The following is a 19960-nucleotide window of genomic DNA, read 5'->3' on the forward strand; positions in this document are numbered from 1 at the left end:
TGGATAGGAGCGTCGGGGGTCGGGCATGGGGCCAGCAACGCACACCGGTAGACCGCCGGACAGTTACGCGAACGCCAGCTTTTCAGACACCCTCTGCACGTGGACGCGCGATATGCAATGCCACGAAAGGCGCGTTGTTACGCTATGTCGTGATCACTAGCGTCTCAGGCGTGGTTACACGACGACGATTCCTCGGCACGCTCGGTGCGGGCGCCCTCATTGTCGGCTTCGATCCTGTGGAGCGGGCATGGGCGACCGGACCCGGCTCCGGTGGACTCCAGCGCATCCCTCACCTGGACGGCGTCCTGCTCACCGATCTCGCCACCCGGCAGGCCGACGGCCGTGACCTCGGCAGGATCGTGAAGCGCCTACCCCGCGCGGTGCTTCGACCCGGATCCGTCCGCGACATCCAGAAGATGGTCGAATTCTGCCGCGAGCACCGCATCCAGGTCTCCACCCGCGGCCAGGGGCACTCGACCCACGGTCAGGGCCTCACCGACGGTCTCGTCATCGAGAACCGTTCACTGTCCGCCATCCACTCGATCGGCGCCGACTCCATCACCGTGGGCTCCGGCGCACTGTGGCGGGAGGCGGCCCACACCGCCGAGGCCCGTGGCCTCACACCCCCGCTGTTCACCACCTACGTCGGTCTTTCTGTCGGTGGAACGCTCTCGGTCGGCGGCGTCCCCGCGCAGAACAACCTGGGCGTGCAGATCGACCACGTCCGTGAACTGGAGGTCGTCACCGGCGACGGCCGTCTGCACCGGTGCTCGCTGAACCACGAACGGGACCTGTTCGAGGTGATGCTCGGCGGTCTCGGCCAGTGCGGCGTGATCACCCGCGCCACGCTCGACCTGGTGCCCGCCCGCGCGCTGGCCCGCAACTACATGATCCGCTACCAGGTCACCGAGACCGCGCGGGTTTGGAACGATCTGCACATCCTGCTGGACCGGGGCGAGTTCGACGGCGCCTACCTGCTGATGTCCGTACCCGACGGCAGGAACATCACCTACCAGCTCAACGCGGTCGTCTTCCACAACGCCGACAACCCGCCCAGTGACCAGCACCTGCTGCGTGACCTGAGCGTCTTCCCGGCCTCCGCGGAGATCGAGAACAGCACCTACCTGGAGTGGGTGAAGCGCTACGACCCGGTCATCGAGCTGTGGCAGCGGCAGTGCGTCTGGGACGACCTGCTCAAGCCGTGGTTCGACGTGATGCTCCCGGGGGAGTCGGCCCAGGCCTACGTCTCGGAGGTCATGCCGACGCTCACCGCCCGCGACTACGGCCCCCCGACCGGCATCGGCTTTCTGTTCCCGCAGCGACGCGACAAGCTGACCAGGCCGTTCTTCCGGATCCCGCCGGGCAACAGCAAGTACGTCTACCTGTTCGACATCCTCACCTCCTCGCCCGCACCCGGCCCCGACCCGGCCTTCGCCGCCGAGATGCTGGAGCGCAACCGCCGCCTGCACGCCAAGGCACGGGCGATCGGCGGCACCCGCTACCCCATCGGCTCCCAGGACTTCACCAGAGCCGACTGGCGCGCCCAGTACGGCGAGCGGTGGCCTGACCTGGTACGACGCAAGGCGAAGTACGACCCCGACAACATCCTGACCCCCGGCCCAGGGATCTTCGGCTGACCACGCCCGAGTCCCGCTCTCCGGAGCGGGACCCAGGCGGCGCCCGTACGGACTCGTGAACGCGGCCGAGCCGTACCGGATGACCAGGATGCGTCGGTCAGCGGTGACGCCTGCGGGCACGTGTGGCCAGGACGGCGGCCGCGGCGAGGAACCACAGTTGGACGGCGGCGACGCCGACGCTGGTCAGCGCCCCGGCGTCCACCCCGGCCAGTTCGGCCAGCGGGAGCGCCGATGCCAGGGCGACGGCCGCTCCGAACCAGGTCAGCCAGGTGGGCGCGAGCTCACGGGTCGCGATCACGGCGCAGGCCACCGCGGCGGAGCCGAGCGCGGAGACGCCGAGCAGCTCGCCGATTCCGCCGCCATAGTCGTTCACCGCCTGGAACTGGACGGACAGGACCTGCCGCAGCGCCGGATCGGCCCCGGCCCAGCTCTCCGCCAGCGCCGGCATCACGGTGAGCCAGCGCAGGATCCCCACTCCCCGGGCGAGCGCGGAGACGGCCGCCAGGATCACCGCGATCCGGGCGACCGGCCGCAGCCGTCCCTCGGGGCCGGTGAGGACGGTGACCAGGGCGGCGATCACCGGGAGGAACAGCAGGGAGTAGGCCAGATAGGCCAGATATCCCAGGCGCAGCGCCGTCTCGTTCTCGGCCACCAACGGCAGGGTGACGGCGGCGGGATCGTCGAGGCCCTGCGGCCAGTTCACGGCCTGGCCCAGCACGACCGCCGGAACGAAGATCAGCAGCCCTTCGACCGCCAGAAGCACCGCGGCACCCATGATCCGCCCCGGACCTGTGGCGCCGGGCGAGCCGGCTACGGCGTTCATTGTCGCTACCTCCTGAAGATGCGCCTAGATGCTCGAACAACGCTAGTTTTGACTAACACTGTTAGTCAATCCAGATGTTGTTAGACTTCGGGCAGCGCGGGGCATCGGCCCGGGCCTGTTCGAAAGGTGATCGACGGTGAGCGAAGCCCCAGTCCGGCGAGGTTCTCTGCGCGAGAGGAAACGGGCGGCGACGATCGAGGAGATCAAGTCCGTCGCCATCGACCAGCTCGCCGCCGACTCGGGCCAGATGACGCTGCGCGGGGTCGCGCGCGAGGTGGGCCTGACCGTCCAGTCGCTCTACAACTACTTCCCGAGCAGGGAGGACCTGATCACCGCCCTGGTCGCCGACGCGCACAACGCGCTGGCGGACGCGGTCCAGACGGCCGCACGGGAGCAGCGGGAGCTGCCCGCGTCCGAGCGGCTGGTACGGGTCGCCCTGGCCTACCGCCGATGGGCGGTCGAGCACCGGGCCCGCTTCCTGCTGATCTACGGAACGCCTGTCCCCGGCTACCGGGCGCCCGAGGAAGGGCCGACCACCGAAGCCGCCCGCAGGCTCGGCGCCACGTTGGTCGAGGTGGTCTTCGGCGACTGGAGCGCGGCCGAGCTGGGCGGGGTCCGTCGGCCTGGCGAGGACGACCGGCCGATCCCGGCGCTCGTCACCGCCGCCGAACTGCTCTCCCCCGGGATGCCGCCCGCCGCGCTCGGGCTCGGCCTCGACCTGTGGGGACGAATCCACGGACCGGTGATGCTGGAGATCCTCGGCCACCTGCCGTGGCTGGGCCCAGACGCCGAGGCCAACTACCGCGACACCGTGATCCGGGCCGCGGCCGACGTCCAGCGCGTCCGCGAGCACGGCGTATAGCGGGGTCCTGGCAGCGGAGCACCTGGACGCTCACCGGGGAGGGCACCCCGGTGAGCGTCTACGGCTAACCCGCGGAACTGGCCCGTTGGCTGACGGGCGGAGGAGGAGCGAAGGCGCTGACCGGGTCGGGAGTCCGGCCGTCCACCCTCACCCCCTGGCTGTGACACTCATCCACGAGCCGCCCGTGCTGAGGTCGGGCGGAGCGCCGTCAGGTGATGAGCCGCCACAGCGCGGAGGCGGACGGTGGATCACCGCCGTCCGCCGACGAATGGGCCTGGACACACTTGTAGGTGGTGCCGTCGTAGGTGACCAGGTCCCCGGCGTTGTAGCCGCGTGAGGCCGACCATAACGGCCATACGACACCCGGGTTGGTGATGCGCGCCGGACGTGAGCCCCCGACGGGAGCGGCCAGGGCAGAGGCCGCGCCGTACAGGATGACGCCCAGGAAGACCACCGCGAAGGACGCGATGGCGGAGACCGCGCGGTCTGGTTTCATGTGACTCCTCGGGAGAGGGGGGAGCGAGCGTCCCCACACTGCCCTGGGCCCCGGGGGTATGAGGAGCCATCGCTTTTGCATATCCCCGTTGTATGGTTCGCGCACGGTCACGACCATTTGTCCCGTACGGCACGCGCCCGATGGCGCGTGATCGACTCCCGGGGATCATGAACTACCGTTCACGCTGGTCACAGCGGTCGCCCCAACCCTCACCGCCTCACCGACCACGCCCCCCTTCCACCTGTGCGGAGCGTTCTCACTCCCCCCAAACACCCACTTCGACGGCCATACCGTTTGCCCACTCCCATGAGGGCATTACCCCCCTCACTCCCGACACCGAACCCCGTCTTCAGAGCACCCAGAAACAGATTCCGGGTTATGCCCCCCACCAAAGCCGGATGCCCGACCCCCCACCGGACGAGGCACCCGTTAAGGGCACAGCGCGGAGGTCAGCAGGGACACGGCCGCCTGGTGAGGGTCGCCGGAGAACGGGGTGATCGACAATGTGACCTGTCGCGAACCGTCGGCTGAGTTGAACGCCACCGTGAGGTAGCCCGGGGCGCCGCCGCCGTGGCCGAACGCGGTGCCGCAGGGAAGAGGCGCCAGCTCCAGCCCCAGCCCATACCCCCCGGCCGTGCCGGGATCCTTCATCTCCTTCAGCAGACCAGGGCGGAGCAGCTTGCCCTGGAACAGGGCGCGGTAGAACCGGTTGATGTCCCCGGTGGTGGAGATGATCTCGCCCGCCGCACCGGCCATCGTGGGATTGAACCGTGTGACGTCAACGGGGACGACCCTGCCACCCCTGGTGACCGGCACATACGCGTGAGCGTGCGGGCCGTACACCTCCGGCGAGGCTCCCGGCACGCGGGTGTGCCGCAGGCCGAGCGGTCGCAGGATCCGCTCCCTGACCTCTGTCGCGTACGGCCTGCCGGTGACCCGCTCGATCAGCATGCCGAGCACGATGTAGTTAGTGTTGGAGTACCGGTACTCGGACCCGGGTGGGAAGTCGTGCGGGAGCTTCTCTGCTTTTTTCACAAGTTCGCGTGCCGACCAGGTGCGGTAGCGCTCCTTGGGGATGCCCACCTCGTCCATCATGTCCGTCGAGTACTCGGGAAGGCCGCTGGTGTGCTGGAGGAGGTGCCTGATCGTGATGTCGGCGCCCTTGTCCACGAGCTCCGGCAGCCACTGCTCCACACTGTCAGACAGGTGCAGCTTTCCCTCTTCCACAAGTTGGAGCACCACGGTCGCCGTGAACGACTTGGTCACGCTCCCGGCCCGGAAGCGCCCGTCCACCGGGGCAGGCTGGGCATTGTTCATCCTCACCCTGCCGCTGGCGGCTCGCCAGGTCCTGTCCCCGGCGCGAACCTCGGCGATCGCGGCGACCGCACCGCCTGCGACGACCTTGTCCAGCATCGCCTGCAAACTTGGCCGGCCGCTCGGGCTCGCGTCCGCCGCCGCAGTGGCGGTCATGGCAGGCGTTGCCAGCGACGACACGGTCAAGCACGCCACGACGGCCGCGCTGGTGCGTCTTCCCCTCACGTTGCCCCTCCGATTCACGGAGCCCGGCTCTCGGCCTCCGCCGTATCAAGATCCGACACGAGAGGGCGGCACGGCATCGGAGTTGTCCCCTACGGAAACCCTGATCCCACACCGACGACCTCCGACCTGGGAAGGACGTGCCTCTCTCCTCGACGGTCAGTGCAGGCCCCGCTTGTCGGGGGTCCAGAACGGTTTGGTGCTGATCGAGGTCCGTGGCCAGTTGCGTTCGCGGACCAGGAAGTCGCGTACCAGTTGGACGGTTCTGGCCTCACCGGCCACGTAGGCGGCTCCGGTGTTGTCCGGCAGGTCGAGTTCGGCCACGGCCGCGAGCAGTACCTGGGAGGCGACGGCGGATGTGCCGTGGCGGTGGACGCGGCGCAGCGTCGGCGCCTCGGGAAGGGGCAGGTCGTGCTCGGGGGACTCGCTCTCCAGTACGCCGTACACCTCGGCCGAGGCTCCCAGTGCCCTGATCATCGGCCCGAAGGCGGCGCCGGCGGTCTCCTCCCCGACGAACACGTGATAGGCCGCCTCGCGGGTGAAGAAGTCGCCCTGCGGCCACCAGAAGGTCACCGGGTCCCCGGGCCGGGCCGTACGCGCCCATCTGAGGCCGATGCCGTCACCCGGGTAGAGGTGGACGCGGAGTTCGATCGCCTTCCTGTCGGGGGCGAGGTCCCAGATCGTGTAGGTGCGCAGCGTCTCGGACGGGCGCAGGATGCCCGAAACCGACAGCGGGTCCTTCAACTGGATCCTGACGTGCTGTCCGGGGGTGTAGGGGAAGGCGACGGGCCGGTCGGTCTCCAGCCGGACCCGGCGCATGGCCGGGGTGACCTGCTCGGTGACGGTGACGGTCGCCTCCATGACGTACTTGCCGAACAGGCGGTCGCGCATCGTGCGGGCCATCTCAGAACTCCTCGCGTCGCCGCACATGGGCCGACCTGGACATTCCCCACCACACGGCCGTGACCAGCACCGGAACCGCGAGAACGATCCACCACACGGGTCTCACCCCTGTCTCCTTATAGGCTCTAACTTACTTAGAGGTCTTAAGGAAACATAGATGCCCTAAGATGTCAACGGCGGCAGAGGGGACGACAGGAAGGGTGACGATGTCCGCACACACCAGCAGGCGGCAGAGGCTGCGCCAGGCCACCCTTGGGGAGATCCACAGCGCCGCGCGCGAACTGCTGGTCGAGCAGGGATCGGCCGCGGTGACCATCAACGCGGTCGCCCGGCGGGTCGGCATGAGCGGCCCGGCTCTCTACCACTACTACGCGAGCCACGACGAGCTGGTCGGGGCGGTGACCGCGGACTTCTTCCGCGAGCTGGTCGCGGCCATGGAGCAGGCGCGCGACGCCCGCGCCGACGCGCCGATCGGCGAACGGCTTCCGGCGGTCTGCCGCGCCATGCGCGCCTGGGCCGTCGCCCATCCGGCCGAGTTCGGCTGGATCTTCGCCAGCCCCGTCACCGCGCCGAACAGGCGGCCGGACTCGGCGCGTCACCAGGCCGCCCTGCGCTTCGAGCAGGTCCTGCTGGACCTGACGGTCGAGCTGTGGGGGACACGGCCCTTCCCGGTGCCCGACCTGGCCGAGCTGCCCGCGTCCCTGCGCGAGCAGCTGGCCACCTACTCCGCCGCCATCGACGGACGACTGCCCCCCGAAGCCGCCCACGTCTTCCTGTCGTGCTGGATCAGGCTGTACGGCCTGCTGTGCATGGAGGTCCTGCACCAACTGGACTTCGCCTACACCGACCTGGAGCCCGTCTTCGAGGAATGCCTGCGCGACCTCGTCACCGCCCTCGGCCTCGACGACACGGCGGCCCGTCAGTAGTGGCTGTTCATGGCGGTGCGCACTTCGGCGAGGGTGGCGTCGGCCACGGCTCTGGTTCGTTCGTTGCCTTCGCGCAGGGTCTGGCGGAGGTGGGCGCGGTCCTGGGCGTACTCGGCTCTGCGGGCCCTGATCGGCGCCAGATACTCGTTGACCGCCTCGGTCACCGTCCTTTTCAGCGCGGCGGCCCCCGCGGGACCGATCTCCTCGGCCACCTCCTGCGGAGGGCGGTTCTGACACAGGGCCGCCAGCAGGACGAGGGAGGACACCTCGGGACGCGTGGCCGGGTCGTAGGTGATGTGCCGTTCGGCGTCGGTCTTGGCACCCCTGATCAGGCGGGCGGTCTCGTCGGCGTCGGCGGCCAGGGCGATGGCGTTGCCCCGGCTCTTGCTCATCTTGGTGCCGTCCGTCCCGAGCAGCAGCGGGGCCTTCGACAGCAGCGCCTCGGGCTGGGGGAACACCGTTGTGCCGTTGCCGTACCGGTCGTTGAAGCGGCGGGCGACGGTCCGGGTGAGCTCCAGGTGGGGGAGCTGGTCCTGCCCGACCGGGACCAGGTTCGCCTTGCAGGAGAGGATGTCGGCGGCCTGATGGACGGGATAGGTGAACATCAGGCCGTTGACGGACGACTGGCGCGAGTGGGCGATCTCATCCTTGACCGTGGGGTTGCGGTTGAGCTCGGAGACGGACACCAGGCTGAGAAAGGGCAGCATGAGCTGGTTGAGAGCGGGGACGGCGCTGTGGGTGAAGATCGTGCTGCGCGCCGGGTCGATGCCGATGGCGAGATAGTCCAGCACCAGCTCCTCGACGTGCTCGGTCAGGTTGTCCGCGACGTCACGGTCGGTCAGGACCTGGTAGTCCGGGATGATCACGAACAGTTCCACGCCGAGGTTCTGGAGCCGCACCCGGTTGTGCAGCGTGCCGAAGTAGTGCCCCAGGTGCAGCCGCCCGGTCGGGCGGTCGCCCGTCAGAATCCGGAACCGCCCGGGGTCTTTGAGGATCAACTCTTCCAGTACGGCGCTGCGGGCCTGTGCGGCGGATGTTCCCAGCGCGTCGCTGGAAGGGGTCATGGTCTGGGTGGTGCTCATGAGATCTCCCGGTAGGTAGGTCGCGCCGTCGAGATGACACGAGCCCCCTGGTCCAGGAACGCGAAAGGGCCGTTCATCCGAACGGCCCGGTCATGCGTGAGAGTGCCGCTCCTACGAGGAGCGCCACCAGCTCAGACATGACGAAAAGTACATGTCCCCATCATAGCTGGCGGCCTGTCGTGCTCCGGGGGCCTGTGGCGGTGGGTCTGGTCTGGAGGTGTGCCGGGGGATGTCGTCGGGGCTAGCCTGTGATCGATGTCGTTTTTGCGATCCAGCCGGTGCGCCCGAAATGTCCAACTCAACGAAAGTAATGAATTTCGGCCCCCTCCGCCGACAAACCCGCAGGTCGGCGAGGGTGCTCCCCGCGCGTGCGGGGATGGTCCCGTGGCGCGGCGGCCAAGCGGCGTCAAGCCGGAGTGCTCCCCGCGCGTGCGGGGATGGTCCCCCCAACAGGCGATCACGATCATCCATCTCAAGGTGCTCCCCGCGCGTGCGGGGATGGTCCCACCGCCTTAAAGTTATCGGCGCTCCACTCGTAGTGCTCCCCGCGCACGCGGGGATGGTCCCGAGACCGCGAAGTCACTCGCGGGCCGGTAGGGGTGTTCCCCGCGCACGCGGGGATGGTCCGACGACTACGTGACCCTGCTGCACGCCGACGCCGTGCTCCCCGCGCACGCGGGGATGGTCCTTCCATACGGTCTTGTGCGACCAGCGCGACCGGGTGCTCTCTGCGCATATGGGGGTGTGTGACATGTGATGTCTATCCCTATAGTGCGGGGGCGCGCTGCCGTACCCCACCCTAAAAGTCAGACCCGTGCGGAATGCGGTGGGCCGTCAACCGTTGGGAAGTGGGCCAGTGGACGTGGGTGGCCCAGCCTGCCTGTTCGAACCAGTGGATGAGGCGGGCGCTTGGGTCGAGTTGGCCCTTGAGGACGCCGTGGCGGGCGCAGGTGGGTTCGGCGTGGTGCCAGTTGTGCCAGCCCTCGCCGAACGTCAGCATCGCCACCCAGCGGACGTTCGACGAGCGGTCCCTCGTCGCGAACGGGCGGTCGCCGAAGGTGTGGGAGATGGAGTTCACCGACCACGTGACGTGGTGCACCACGGCGTAGCGGACCAAACCGCCCCAGAACAGCGCGCTCAGCGCTCCCTGCCATGACATCGACCACAGGCCGCCGACGGCCGTGGGCAGCGCGAACGACAGGGCCACGACGGCGGGGTAGGCGGCGTCGAAGCGCCGGATGTCGGGGTCGGCGAGCAGGTCGGGCACCCAGTGGGCCCGGCTCGACCGGCTGCGGGCGGTGTAGAACCAGCCGACGTGGGCGTGGACCATGCCGCGCAGCAGCGCCGGGCCGCTCTCGCCGTACCGCCACGGGGAGTGCGGGTCGCCCTCGCGGTCGGCGTACTTGTGGTGGCGGCGGTGCTCGGCGGCCCAGAGCGTGACGGGTCCTTCGACGGCCATGCCACCGGCCAGCATCAGCGCGACGCGCAGCGGTCTGCGGCACCGGAACGAGCGGTGGGTGAACAGCCGGTGGTAGCCGACGGCGATGCCGAAGATGTTGACCGAATACATCACGGCCGCGATGACCAGGTCACGTGGACCGACACCCCACCCCCACGCCGCGGGCACGGCCAGCGCGAGGAGCACCAGGGGAAGCACCACGAGAACGACGAGGTAGGCGGATCGGCGGCCGACGGTGACCGAGACCGTCTCCGCCGTCCGCTGGCCGGGCCGTGGGTCGGGCGACAGGGACACGGTTTCTCCCGCGGTTGGCGGAGGCGGTTTCGGACCCCTTATTGAACGTCCGTATTTCCACGGCGGGGCAGTCGCCCGAAAGTGACATGACAATCACTCAGTGGCAGCAAAACACTCCATAGAGTAGCCATCGGTGAATCACTCACCTCCCTCCTAAATTGTTGGGGCCACCCGATGTGATGACCCGTGTTCGCTCCGGCTTTCGATGGGCCGCGGAGGTCCGGAAAGGGGCGACCGGGGGAGAAAGGGCCACAACATGGGCGTTGTCGACCAGTCGACCACCGGTGACCATCTGAGGAGATACGACGAGATCCTGGCCGACGACCCGGTTGCCGCCCTCGCCCTTGTTCTGCGGTGGTTACGCACTGACTGGCGTGTCTTCCTCGCCGAACTGCGCGAGCACAGGCCGGTCCTCGTCACCCCCGCCTTCACGGTGGTGACCAAACACGCCGACGTCGTCGAGGTGCTCTCCCACGAGGAGGTCTTCACGGTCCGTTCCTTCGGCCCGCGCCTTGAGGCCGCACTCGGCGCGCCCTTCATGCTCTCCAGGGACGCGACCCCAATGAACTGGCGTGACAAGGGGCTGATGCGGGTCATGCTCGCCCAGGGCGACGTGGCCCGGGTGCGCGACCTGGCCGGACGGCTGGCGGACGAGGCGCTCGACGCCGCCCAGCCTGGGGGCCGGGTCGAGGCGGTCCACGGGCTGTTCCGGCACGTCGCCCTCGGGGTCTGCGCCGAGTACTTCGGCCTGCCAGGACCCGACCCGGCGACCCTGTCCCGCTGGACCAGGGCCGTCATCGTGGACGGCTTCGCCAACTTCCAGGGCGACCCGGAGATACAGGCGGCCGCCGTCGCCGCGGGCGCCGAGCTGACGTCCCACCTGCACGGCAGGCTCGCCGAGCGCAGGGCCGCGCTGCGGGCCGGGCTCGACCTGCCCGACGACGTCTTCACCCGGCTCGTCGGCACCGTCCTGCCCCCCGGCACCGGGTTCGACGACGAGCGCGTAGTGATCAACATGGCCGGGCTGCCCCTGGGGTTCGTCGAGAGCGGTCCCGGTGCCATGGTCGAGGCGGTCGAGCAGCTCATGCTGCGTCCCGAGGTGTACGGCGAGGCGGTCGGGGCGGCGGCCGAGCCTGATCCCGCCCGGTTCGACTCCTATGTCTGGGAGGCGCTGCGGTTCAACCCGTTCTTCAAGCTGCTGCCCCGGGTGTGTGAGCGTGACCACGTCCTGGCCGCGGGCACGCCGCGCCGTACGGTGATCCCGGCGGGCACGTTCGTGCTGGCCGCGCCCGCGTCCGCGATGTTCGACCCCGACGTGGTCGAGGCGCCCGAAGAGTTCCGTACCGACCGGCCCGCGCACCACCGGTTGTTCTTCGGCCACGGTCACCACGCCTGCCTGGGCGTCCACCCCGCGAAGGCGATCATCTGCGAGGCCGTACGACGACTGCTGCTGAGACCGGGGGTGCGGCGGCTGCCGGGACCGGAGGGAGAGATCGTCCGCGCGCACGGCATCTTCCCGGACAGGTTCGTGCTGGGCCTGGGGGAGGCCGGATGAGAGCGCGCTGTGTCGCCACGGACGGGCTCTCCAACCGGTTGCGCTTCCTCGCCCTGACCAGCGGGCGTCCCCTGTGGAAGGCGGCCCAGGCCCTTCCTCCCGTACGGCGCCGCCTCAACGCCACCCTGATCGACCTCGCGGTCCGCGAGATGCCCCCGAGGCCGGAGCCGCTCAGCGCCATGGCCGACTACACCTCGTGGACCTCGCTGACCGACCGGACCTACAGCGGCAGGCACCTGCCTCCGGCCGCCGGGGACGACAGTCGCAGGCCGCCCCCCGAGCGGGCCGCCGACCTGTTCGCCCGGGGCGACGTCATGATCCCCTGTCCGCGTTCGACCGTGTTGTTCGCCTATTTCGCCCAGTGGTTCACCGACGGCTTCCTGCGCGGCGACAGCAACGTGCCGCGTGACCCGCGCAGGAACACCTCCAACCACCACATCGACCTCAACCAGCTCTACGGCCTGACCCCGGCGGCGACCACGGCCCTGCGCGCCTTCGAGGGCGGGCGGCTGAAGAGCCAGGTCATCGACGGCGGCGAGTTCCCGCCCTACCTGTGCGAGAACGGCGAGGTCAGGCCGGAGTTCGCCCCGCTGCGGGTTGTCCGCTTCGCGGAGCTCGACACCGTACGGCGCGACACCCTCTTCGCCGTCGGCAGCGACCGGGGCAACATCCAGGTCGGCTTCACGATGCTCACTGTGCTGTTCCTGCGCGAGCACAACAGGGTGGCCGGACTGCTGGCCGAGGACAACCCGCGCTGGGACGACGAACGGCTGTTCCAGACGGCGAGGAACATCCTCATCGTGCTGTTGATCAAGCTGGTCGTGGAGGAGTACGTCAACCACATCACGCCCTACCACTTCCGCTTCACCCTCGACTCCCGGCTTTCGGCGCGGCTGGCCCACGCGCCCTGGCAGCGGGAGAACTGGGCGTCTGTCGAGTTCAACCTCGTCTACCGCTGGCACGGGCTCATCCCCTCCAGGCTCTCGGTCGGCAACGCGGACCTCCCGCTGGCCGAGACCCTGTTCGGCGCCGGGCTGATCCCCGGTCCCGGGCTCGGCAGGGTCTTCGAGGACGCCTCCCGGCAGCGCGCCGGACGGATCGGCCTGTTCAACACCGACCCCGGCCTGCGGGAGGTGGACGTGGCGAGCGTCGCCGAGTCACGCGCCCTGAACCTCGCCCCCTACAACGCCTACCGCGAGCACTGCCGTTTCCCCAGGGTGCGCCACTTCGAGCAGATCACCGGCGACCGCAGGGCCGTCGAGGGGCTGCGCGAGCTGTACGGCGGGGCCGACGACGTGGACCTCTACGTCGGCCTGTTCGCCGAGGAGCCCGCCTCCTCCGACGCCATCCTCCCGCCGCTGCTGACGAAGATCATCGCTATCGACGCCTTCTCCCAGGCGCTCACCAACCCGCTGCTGGCCCCGAGGGTGTTCAACGCCGCGACCTTCTCCCCGCTCGGCCTGCGGGTCATCGCGGCAACCAGGACGCTGTCCGACGTGCTCAACCGCAACATCCCGGAGGACCCACGACCCCGCTACGTCAGCATGAGCCGTGGGGTGGGGCGATGAGCGGGCAGGCCCGTGAGCGCGCCACGCTGCTGCGCGCCGCGGCCTGCGAGGTCGTGGACATCGGCGTCACGATCCAGGAGGTGTCGGCCCACGCGACCGCGGCGCTCTCCGAGAGCGTCGCGCCGGGCGCCGTGGCCCGCGCGCCCGCCGTCGCCTACCGGGCCGAACGCGCGTTGATCCACGCCGTCACCAACGACCAGGGGCTCGGACACGCCTTCGTCGGCGGGCCGCTCGGCGGTCTGGCCGCCAAGCTCGGCGTGATGGCGGGTGGAGAGAGCCTCACCGTCCGCGTCCTGGCCACCTCGCTGCGGCTGCGCATCGCCGCCGCGGCCGTCGAGCACCCGGAACTCGGCGACGACCCCATGCTGACCAGGCTCGTCGCGGCCGCGGCGGCCGACCACGACATCGAGGCGGTGCGCGCGCTGCGGGCCCTGCTCAAGGACCGGGGCGCGGTGCGCACGCTCAGCACGCTCGCCCCGATCTTCGGCGAGGTGCTCGCCCTGCGGGCCCTGCTGGACGAGAACCCGTTCAACGACGAGGCCGCCTGGCTGATCGCGACGGGCCGGGGCTTCGCCTCCGCCGACCCGATCACCGGGATGAGCAACAGGGCCTTCGCGGTCCTCGACACCGGCGAGGGAGCCGCCCGCCGCGTCGATCTGGCCACGGTCGAGGCCGTACGGCTCAGCCAGCGCGGTTCGCTGCTCGGCTTCCTGCGCAACATCGGCCTGCTCGGTACCACGGGCCGGGTGCTCATCCAGAGCGTCGAGGACGACGAGGGAGTGGTGCGCCACGTCGTCCAGGCGCCGGGCATGCGGCTCGGCCTGCCGGACGACAAGTCGCCGCAGGACCTGCTCGGCGCCTTCAGCAGCGCCGTACTCGACAGCAGCCCCTACAGCCGCGCGCTGGTCAGGGCCATCGAGGACTACGGTGTGCCGCGCGGTGAGGAACTGGCGCTCATCGGGCACAGCGCGGGCGGCGCGGTCGTGATGAACCTCGTGCAGGACGCCGGGTTCTGCTCCCGCCACACCGTCACCCACGTCGTGGCGGTCGGCTCGCCCGTCGACTTCAAACGGCCCGCCGACCCGGACGTCTGGGTCGCCAGCGTCACCAACCAGCACGACATCATCCCCAGCCTCGACGGGCAGGGCGGGAACACGTGCTTCGACCTGCATCCCGGCTGGTACGTCGTCGACTACTCCGACCCGACCCACCTGTTTCCGCGCTGCCACAGCGTGGAGCACTACATCGCGAACCTCGCCGACGACCTGCCCGAGGAGCGGGAGCGGATCGACGACGAGCTGGCCCGCTACCGGGGGCGGGTCGTGCGCTCGCAGGCCTACCAGTTGTTCGACAGGGCGCCCTGCCCCGAGGGGTTCCCGTTCCTGACGGTGCCCACCTATCTCGCCGAGACGTCGGAGGGGACGGTCGAGCTGCCGGTCAGGTGCCAGGACGGCGGCACCCTGACCGCCTACTTCGCCGCCGACCCGGACGCCACGGCCGCCCTGCTCGCGGGCACCGGGCTCGGCCCCGCCGTACGGGTCGGCAGGCACGCCCTGGTCGCGGTGCACGCCTCGTGGAACCGGCGGACCAGCCTGGGTGAATACCACGAGGTCCACCTCGGCGTCGTCGTGCCCGACCCGTGGCACCCGCGTCCGCTGCGGGCCTGGCCCGACCTGCCGCGCAGCGCCGACCGGAGGCGCTCCGGCAGCTTCCTTGCCGGTTCCGTGGTGGACACCGCCGCCGTCCGGGCTGTCGCGCCCCGGCTGTGGGGCGGTGAGCCGTACGTCATGCCGGTCGAGTTCGACCTGACCGGAGGGGCGGTGCGGGTCACGGTCGGTGGGCTCGACGACCGGGTTCTCACCCTGACCGGCTCGCTCGGCCCGTGGCTGCCCGCGGGGGACCGCGACCTGGTCGCCTACGCGCGCCGGGCGGAGGCGACGCTGCGCTCGTGCGTGCGGACCCGCGGTCTCGGCCGGGTGCATCTCGCCCCCCGGGTACGGCTGGCCGTCGGGCGCTCGGCCAACCCGTTGACGGGGCGGCTGCGTGAGCTGGGGCTCGACGGCGCCCGCCCGCTGCTGTGCCTGTCCACGATCACCCGGCGGACGCTCCAGGAGGCGTGCGTCCCGGTGCGGACGGTCTGACCGCGCCGAGACCGGAGAAGCGGAGGAACGGATGTCATCTTCCCCCGACAAACAGGACGCGCCGGAGAGGATCGCCGCGCGGGTCGAGCTGTTGCGATCCGACGTCCGCAGGCTCGCCGACTGCGCGGAACGCCTGCGCAGGGTCGAGGCGGAGCTCGACGCGGGCGGCGCGGCGCCGCCGTGGTTGCGTGAGACGGTGCGTGCACATCTGGAGGCGTGCGCGGTGGCCGCCGCCGACCTGGCGGAGGCGGAGGCCAGACTGAGCCGCTACGCCGAACGCCTCGGCGCCTGACCATCCGGTACGGCGTGCGCGCCTTGGACGCCGTGGGTTCCCGGTGGTGTGGGCCTTGAAGGCTGTGGGGTTGGACGCTGTGGGAAGGCGTGTGGCCTTGTGGGAAGCGCTGATGCCTGGATTCGGTGTGTGGGAAGGCGGTTCGGGGTTGTGGGAAGACGCGTGACGGGGTGGGAAGCGGCTGGTACGGCGGAGCGCCCGGCGCCGGAGGGAGAGCGCCGGGCGCCGGAGGGAGAGCGCCGGGCGCCGGGGGTCAGGCCGCCTCGTGGATGGCCTGGGCCGCCTTGAGCCCTGACTCCAGGGCTCCCTCGATCCAGGCGTGCCACAGCGAGCAGTGCTCACCGGCGAAGTGCACGCGACCCTCGGGGGCGATGATCGCGTCGTGCAGGCTCGTCTGCTGGTGCGGCTCGAACAGGGCGAAGGCCCCCGCCGCGTAGGGGTCGTCGTACCACGCGTGCGTGACGCCGAACTCGAAGTGGTCGTGGATCTCGGGGTGGATCTTGGCGACGTCCTCAAGGGCCTGCTCGACCCGCTTCTGCGGCGACATCGCGCCCCAGCGCAGGGCGTCCTGTCCCCAGGTGTAGCTGGCGAGCAGGACCGAGCGCTCCTCGTCGTGGGCGCCGTGCGAGGGGTAGCAGATGCGGCGGATCGGCAGGTCGGTGACCGTGGTGCCGCCGACGATGCCCTCCGTCTGCTCCCAGAACGGCCGCCGCACCTGGAAGAGGATCTTGGTCGAGGCGTTGTAGTTCAGCTCGCGGATGGCGCGCTGCTTGCGGCGGGAGAAGGCGGGCCTGGTCTCCACGTCGCGCAGCACCGAGAACGGGATCGTGCAGATCGCGTAGTCGCCGGTCAGCGTCGTCCTGCCGGAGGCCGTCCTGACGTGCAGGGTGACCGAGTTGTCGTTCTGCTCGATGGCGGTGACCTCGTGGCCGAACCTGATGTGGTTCCTCAGCTCGCGGTAGAAGGCGGTCGGCAGCCGGTCGGTGCCGCCCTCGATCTCCTGCATGTCCTCGAACGCCCGCCCGACGATCTCGCGGAACTGCTCGATGACCGCCGCGTTCAGGTTGGACTCCCTGAAGCTCATGACGCCGTACAGCTCGATGGCGCCCTCGGAGAAGCCGCGCTCGCGCAGGAACCCTCGGATGGAGTAGCGGTCGTACTCGGCGCAGATGCGGTCGAGCGCGGCCTCACCCTCCTGGGCGTACAGGTCGTGGATCTCCTGGGTGGCGGTGCGCCACAGGTCCTCGTAGGTCCGGCCGCGCTCGTGCTCGGCCAGCTCGAAGTCGATGACGCCGGGGTTGTCGTTCAGCTCCCTGACGGTGGTCCTGACGCCCTGGATGTAGGCCAGGGTGTTGGGGTTGCCCATCACGAAGGGGCGCAGGGTGAGCCCGAACCGCTCGCAGTAGGCAAGGGTGAGGTCGTGCACGCGCGGGATGCGCATCGCTCCGGCCTCGGCGTACAGGCCGGGGGCGAAGTCCCGCAGGGTGAGCACCCGCCCGCCGACCCGCTGCTGGGCTTCGAGGACGACGGGCTCGTGCCCCTGACGCATCAGCTCGTAGGCGGCGACGAGACCGGCCATCCCACCGCCGATGACCAGAACCCGCTTGCGCGGGGTGCCGCCGGAGGTCAGGCCGTGCTCGGCGGTCGCGACCAGGGCGGCGGGGACTCGCAGCTCGTGACTCGGTCTCGGGGCTCCCGCCTCGATCAGCTCTTCGGGCATCGCCGTACCTGAGATCGGCGATTTGTTGGTGTTCAGAGCGTCACACCCCCTATGTTCACGTAAAGCGACTGTAGTGTCGCTGTCAGTAATCTCACCTGTTGGGGAGAACGTCAAGACGATCCGGAACATCCGTCACGCGAAGGAGCAACGGAGTCATCTCCAAATGCGAGCCGTACGGCTTGGCGGGCGGAACGTAGCCCGAGCTGCCGTTCCCGGGGAGGCTGGACGGTGTCGTCCGCCAAGCGTGAGGAGTCCCGGATGAGGGTCTATGTGTCGATCGACATGGAGGGCGTCGCCGGGATCGCGACCATGGACCAGGTGGTCCGGGGCGGACACGGCTACCCGGCCGCGCAGCGCCTGATGACCGCGGAGGCCAACGCCGCCATCGCGGGCGCCTTCGACGCGGGTGCGGAGAGCGTCCTGGTCAACGACAGCCACGGCACCATGGACAACCTCATCCACGAGGACCTCGACCCCAGGGCCAGGCTCATCTTCGGCTCACCCAAGCTCGACTGCATGGCCGAGGGCATCAGCGAGGACCACGACGTCGCGCTCTTCCTCGGCTACCACGCGGCGGCGGGGGAGCCGGGCGTGCTCGCGCACACCTACTCCTCGCACTTCACCGAGGTCCGCCTCAACGGCGTCGTCGTCTCCGAGGCCGAGATCAACGCGCTGCGGGCCGCCTCGGTCGGCGTGCCGGTCGGACTCGTCACCGGTGACGACGTCATCTGCGCCACCATCAGGGACCGGCTGCCCGGCGCGCGGACCGTCGAGGTGAAGACCGCCCACGGCTACTTCGCCGCCGACAGCCTCTCGCCCACGGTGGCACGCGAGCACATCAGGGCCGCCGCCGCCGAGACCGTCGAGAAGGCCGGGGAACTGCCGACCGTCCAGGTGCCCGAGGAACTACGCCTGGAGATCGACATGCCGGGTCCGGCGGCGGCCGAACAGGGCGCGATGATCCCCGGGATGACACGCACCGGCGACCGCACGGTCGAGGGCAGCCTGGCCAACCCCCGCGAGGTGCTGGGGGTCGTCACGGTCTGCTACCAACTGGCCGCAGCCGTAGCCAAATCACGTGCTCGCCTTTACGACGCCTAGCGGCGTCGTGGGGGCTTGGGCGCTGCGGGTCGGTGCTTTCCCTCGTCGTTCGTCCGCTGTGTTTGCTTTGCGCCGCCTGGCGGCGTCGCGGGGCTTGGGCGCCTGAAGTCGGTGCTTTCCCTCGTCGCTCCTCCGCTGCGCTCCGTCGCTCCTCAGTCCAGCTCACCGACGCGCCCAAGCCAAAACTCCTCAGGACAACCGACCCACATGGGCTAGGGCCTGCTTGAGGAGGGTGCCGTGGCCGCCTTCCATTTCCTGTTGGACCAGGGGGGAGGCCGCCTCCTCGGGGGTGAACCAGACCAGGTCGAGGGCGTCCTGGCGGGGGCGGCAGTCGCCGGCGACCGGGACGACGTAGGCGAGCGAGACCGCGTGCTGCCGGGGGTCGTGGTAGGGCGTGACGCCCGGGGTCGGGAAGTACTCGGCGATGGTGAACGGCTGCGGGGAGGTGGGCACGCGCGGCAGCGCCACCGGGCCGAGATCCTTCTCCAGGTGGCGGATGAGCGCGTCGCGGACCCGTTCGTGGAGGAGTACGCGGCCGGAGACGAGGGCACGGCTGACCGTGCCGTCGGCTCCGATGCGCAGCAGCAGGCCGACGTGCGTGACCGTCCCCGTGTCGTCTACCCGCACGGGGACGGCGTCGACGTAGAGGATCGGCATCCGGGCGCGAGCGGCCTCAAGCTCGTTGGGAGAGAGCCATCCGGGCGCGGTATCGGTCATTTCGGTCATTGATCGATCGTACTTCGCGGTCGCCGTGTGGACACGCAGGCACCCTGGGGCGTCGCGGAGAGAAACGGATCCGGGTCACGACGCCTGGGCCTCGGCCAGCCAGGCTCTCGCCTCGGGGCCGCTGGCCAGGACGTCGGTGGCCTGGTGTCCGTGGCCGGTCACCAGGAGGCAGAAGTCCTCGGCGGCGCCGACGACCTGCTCGCGTGAGCCGGCGGGGCCGTACTCCCAGAGGGCTCCCGAGGGGGCGGTGAGGAAGACATGGAGGTTGGGGCCGGGCGGGGTCCAGCCGGTGGGGCGGTAGCGGGCGCTCTCCGGCAGCAGGCCGAACTCGATCGCGTGCCTGACGCGGTCCGTCCGCTTCCTGCTCAGCCCGAGCGCGTCCGCGATGTCCTGGTCGTGGCGGAACAGCTCGGTGATCGCGGCGCCCGCGAGCGCCGACGCCTCAAGGGAACCGCCCAGCCATGGCACCGTACGGCCAGGCGGAAGTGAGGCGAGCACGGCGGCGGTGTTGTGGCGCTCGGTGTGCCAGCGGGGGAACAGCGCTCCCGGGGGTTCGAGCAGGTAGCCGGACAGCGACGCGCGCAGTCTCGCCTCCAGGTCGAACCTGGGCTGCGTGGTGAGCGCGGTGAACGCCACCGGGTCGGAGGCCGCGAGGCCGATCAGCCGGTAGAGGGCGGCGAGGTGGGCGATCTGGTGCCCGACCGTCCAGCCGGGCACGGCGGTCGGCGCCGCCCACCCGTCGGCGTCGAGATCGACGACAGTCCGGTCGAGCTCCTCGGCCTCGGAACGCAGGTCGTCGATCACATCCCGCAGGTCGCTCATGGCAGGGGTCCTTTCGG

18 protein-coding genes and 1 CRISPR repeat array are annotated in these 19960 nt (G+C 70.1%); of the genes, 8 read left to right on the plus strand and 10 right to left on the minus strand.

Going from position 1 to position 19960, the window contains the following annotated elements; genetic code table 11:
* The first annotated feature begins 170 nt into the window (after positions 1-170).
* Complete coding sequence (locus FHS44_RS29310; RefSeq protein WP_184720504.1) at positions 171-1637, plus strand: FAD-binding protein; 1467 nt, start codon at positions 171-173, stop codon at positions 1635-1637.
* Positions 1638-1734: 97 nt separating this feature from the next.
* Here FHS44_RS29310 and FHS44_RS29315 read toward each other — a convergent pair whose 3' ends face one another.
* A complete protein-coding gene (locus FHS44_RS29315) occupies positions 1735-2460 on the minus strand; it encodes a DUF4386 domain-containing protein (RefSeq protein ID WP_184720506.1) in 726 nt (241 codons plus the stop codon).
* A 136-nt stretch (positions 2461-2596) separates the two neighbouring features.
* Between FHS44_RS29315 and FHS44_RS29320 the strand changes: the two genes are divergently transcribed.
* The gene (locus FHS44_RS29320; RefSeq protein ID WP_184720508.1) at positions 2597-3322 is read left to right on the plus strand and encodes a TetR/AcrR family transcriptional regulator; all 726 of its coding nucleotides are present in this window, start codon (positions 2597-2599) and stop codon (positions 3320-3322) included.
* 208 nt (positions 3323-3530) lie between these two features.
* Here the strand turns inward: FHS44_RS29320 and FHS44_RS29325 are convergent, their stop codons facing one another.
* The 4 genes from FHS44_RS29325 to FHS44_RS29335 form a co-directional block, all read right to left on the minus strand.
* Complete coding sequence (locus tag FHS44_RS29325; RefSeq protein WP_184720510.1) at positions 3531-3818, minus strand: carbohydrate-binding protein; 288 nt, start codon at positions 3816-3818, stop codon at positions 3531-3533.
* A 429-nt stretch (positions 3819-4247) separates the two neighbouring features.
* Positions 4248-5192 carry a serine hydrolase domain-containing protein gene (locus FHS44_RS29330; RefSeq protein ID WP_376771621.1) on the minus strand — a complete coding sequence of 315 codons (945 nt, stop codon included), beginning with the start codon at positions 5190-5192 and terminating at the stop codon, positions 4248-4250.
* Complete coding sequence (locus tag FHS44_RS42765; protein ID WP_376771622.1) at positions 5138-5278, minus strand: zinc finger domain-containing protein; 141 nt, start codon at positions 5276-5278, stop codon at positions 5138-5140. Before FHS44_RS42765 ends, FHS44_RS29330 begins: the two co-directional genes overlap by 55 nt.
* A gap of 235 nt (positions 5279-5513) precedes the next feature.
* The gene (locus FHS44_RS29335) at positions 5514-6257 is read right to left on the minus strand and encodes a siderophore-interacting protein (RefSeq protein WP_184720514.1); all 744 of its coding nucleotides are present in this window, start codon (positions 6255-6257) and stop codon (positions 5514-5516) included.
* A 206-nt stretch (positions 6258-6463) separates the two neighbouring features.
* Here FHS44_RS29335 and FHS44_RS29340 point away from each other — a divergent pair, with 206 nt between their 5' ends.
* Positions 6464-7183: a TetR/AcrR family transcriptional regulator gene (locus FHS44_RS29340; protein ID WP_184720517.1), complete on the plus strand. Its 720-nt coding sequence runs from the start codon at positions 6464-6466 to the stop codon at positions 7181-7183.
* Here the strand turns inward: FHS44_RS29340 and trpS are convergent.
* A complete protein-coding gene (gene trpS, locus FHS44_RS29345; protein ID WP_246436247.1) occupies positions 7177-8265 on the minus strand; it encodes a tryptophan--tRNA ligase in 1089 nt (362 codons plus the stop codon). The genes FHS44_RS29340 and trpS overlap by 7 nt on opposite strands.
* Positions 8266-8624: 359 nt before the next feature.
* A CRISPR array of direct repeats spans positions 8625-8953; the repeat unit is 24 nt; unit sequence TCCCCGCGCACGCGGGGATGGTCC.
* Between the two features lie 111 nt (positions 8954-9064).
* Positions 9065-10012 (minus strand): acyl-CoA desaturase, encoded by a 948-nt coding sequence (locus FHS44_RS29350; protein WP_184721015.1) that lies wholly within the window; start codon positions 10010-10012, stop codon positions 9065-9067.
* A gap of 262 nt (positions 10013-10274) precedes the next feature.
* Here FHS44_RS29350 and FHS44_RS29355 point away from each other — a divergent pair, with 262 nt between their 5' ends.
* From FHS44_RS29355 to FHS44_RS29370, 4 genes are read left to right on the plus strand one after another with little or no spacing between them, the layout of a single operon-like run.
* Positions 10275-11573 (plus strand): cytochrome P450, encoded by a 1299-nt coding sequence (locus FHS44_RS29355; RefSeq protein WP_184720518.1) that lies wholly within the window; start codon positions 10275-10277, stop codon positions 11571-11573.
* Positions 11570-13141, plus strand: coding sequence for a peroxidase family protein (locus FHS44_RS29360; protein ID WP_184720520.1), 1572 nt, complete (start codon positions 11570-11572; stop codon positions 13139-13141). Before FHS44_RS29355 ends, FHS44_RS29360 begins: the two co-directional genes overlap by 4 nt.
* Positions 13138-15282 carry a hypothetical protein gene (locus FHS44_RS29365; protein WP_184720522.1) on the plus strand — a complete coding sequence of 715 codons (2145 nt, stop codon included), beginning with the start codon at positions 13138-13140 and terminating at the stop codon, positions 15280-15282. Before FHS44_RS29360 ends, FHS44_RS29365 begins: the two co-directional genes overlap by 4 nt.
* 31 nt (positions 15283-15313) lie before the next feature.
* Positions 15314-15574 carry a hypothetical protein gene (locus FHS44_RS29370; protein WP_184720524.1) on the plus strand — a complete coding sequence of 87 codons (261 nt, stop codon included), beginning with the start codon at positions 15314-15316 and terminating at the stop codon, positions 15572-15574.
* Positions 15575-15827: 253 nt separating this feature from the next.
* On the opposite strand, the gene FHS44_RS29375 is transcribed toward FHS44_RS29370, so the two are convergent.
* Positions 15828-17294 carry a flavin monoamine oxidase family protein gene (locus FHS44_RS29375; protein WP_184720526.1) on the minus strand — a complete coding sequence of 489 codons (1467 nt, stop codon included), beginning with the start codon at positions 17292-17294 and terminating at the stop codon, positions 15828-15830.
* Positions 17295-17552: 258 nt separating this feature from the next.
* On the opposite strand from FHS44_RS29375, the gene FHS44_RS29380 reads away from it, so the two are divergent.
* On the plus strand, positions 17553-18395 hold the full coding sequence (locus FHS44_RS29380) for a M55 family metallopeptidase (protein ID WP_184720528.1): 843 nt from the start codon (positions 17553-17555) through the stop codon (positions 18393-18395).
* A 189-nt stretch (positions 18396-18584) separates the two neighbouring features.
* Here FHS44_RS29380 and FHS44_RS29385 read toward each other — a convergent pair whose 3' ends face one another.
* Entirely contained in the window at positions 18585-19121 is a 537-nt protein-coding gene (locus FHS44_RS29385; protein ID WP_221461464.1) for an NUDIX hydrolase family protein, read from the minus strand.
* A gap of 75 nt (positions 19122-19196) precedes the next feature.
* Positions 19197-19943: a maleylpyruvate isomerase family mycothiol-dependent enzyme gene (locus FHS44_RS29390; protein ID WP_184720530.1), complete on the minus strand. Its 747-nt coding sequence runs from the start codon at positions 19941-19943 to the stop codon at positions 19197-19199.
* Positions 19944-19960: the final 17 nt, after the last annotated feature.

The organism is Streptosporangium saharense, assembly GCF_014203715.1.
Taxonomy (GTDB): Bacteria; Actinomycetota; Actinomycetes; order Streptosporangiales; family Streptosporangiaceae; genus Streptosporangium; species Streptosporangium saharense.